Annotated in this window: 1 protein-coding gene; it reads right to left on the reverse strand. The window is 35.0% G+C overall.

Features of this window, described 5'->3' with window-relative positions; all coding sequences use genetic code 11:
* Positions 1-245: 245 nt before the first annotated feature.
* Positions 246-1184 (reverse strand): type IV secretion system protein, encoded by a 939-nt coding sequence (locus tag ACFIJZ_RS09760; protein WP_375631962.1) that lies wholly within the window; start codon positions 1182-1184, stop codon positions 246-248.
* Positions 1185-1254 lie beyond the last annotated feature (70 nt).

The raw sequence follows: 1254 nt of genomic DNA on the forward strand, positions 1-1254 counted from the left end.
ACATATGTTTTTGTTATCTGATCAATTTTATTGAAAAGTTGCGTGAACACTGTAAAGTCCATGGAATTCCTCTTTAACGAATTTTCAACTTTTTATCACCTTGAAACATAGATACATGCTAAACGCGTTATTCGCATTTATACATTACCTAAGTATTTTCATTACGATATCTTGGCTTTGATAAAATCTCTGTGCCTCTTTGAATTGTTCGGATAGTACTGAACCTTCTACATTGGCTTTTGTTTTTATCGTATGGTAGGCATCCCGTTTTTTTCATGGTCAAAAATTTTCATATCAAGTTCGCGTCTTTTCCTTTTGATAAGTGATTGCTCAGCATTACGTAAATGCGCTACCATTTCCATCTTTATAAATTCATTTTGGATCATGGCTAACGAACCATCGATATGTGCTTGAAGATCTGCAGTATCTTTCAGGTTTTCTTTTTTTTGAATTTCATCTAATAGATGTTGGAGGTATTTAAAACGATTTTCTACGTTTTCAAAAGTTTCTAAACTTACAGCTTTATCTTGTATCGATGCAAATTGTAAACGCTCCGAAATAGCTTTGCCCATTTTATCAAAAGTCCCAGAAATTTTGTTTTCTTCCTCTAATACCTTTTGATATGATTCCCTTGAAAGCTTATCTTTCTTATAGAGCGATTCTGGTTCTTTGAGAAAAAAACTAGAAACGTCAATTGTTTTAGGTTCAGTTTTCTGACTATTTGTTATAGCTTGATAGGTTGTTTCTGTTTGCGAAAGTTGTTTTTTTTTCAACTCAAGCTGTTTTGTTAAGAGCTCAATAATTTCCTCTTTTTTTAATAGCTTAATAAGCTCCAGATATTCTGCTGGTGTAGCAGGTGATTTCGGTGAAGCAGGTGATTTCGATGGAGTACGTGGTAGTATAGCATATGTATGCCTGAATGAATCTAGATGAGCTTTACCACCATTCACTGCAGGAGCAGGTGAATTCGATGGAGTACGTGGTTGTGTAAAATATGTCTTCCTGAGTGAATCTATATCACCAATATTCACTGAAGGAGCAGGTGGTGTCGCTGGAGTACGTGGTTGTAGAATATATGTCTTCCTGAATGAATCTATATGAGATCCATCAATATTCACTGCATGTGCCAAATTTATCATTCCCAAAAGGGTAATCATTCCTGTTATAATAAATCGCTTTTTCATCTGTCTCCTCGCTTAATTTCGGCAGGGATTGTTTTATTAATAGGCACACGGTTCCTATCATTTGGCTGTT

Origin of the sequence: Bartonella sp. CL70QHWL (genome assembly GCF_042194855.1) — a bacterium.
Classification (GTDB): Bacteria; Pseudomonadota; Alphaproteobacteria; order Rhizobiales; family Rhizobiaceae; genus Bartonella.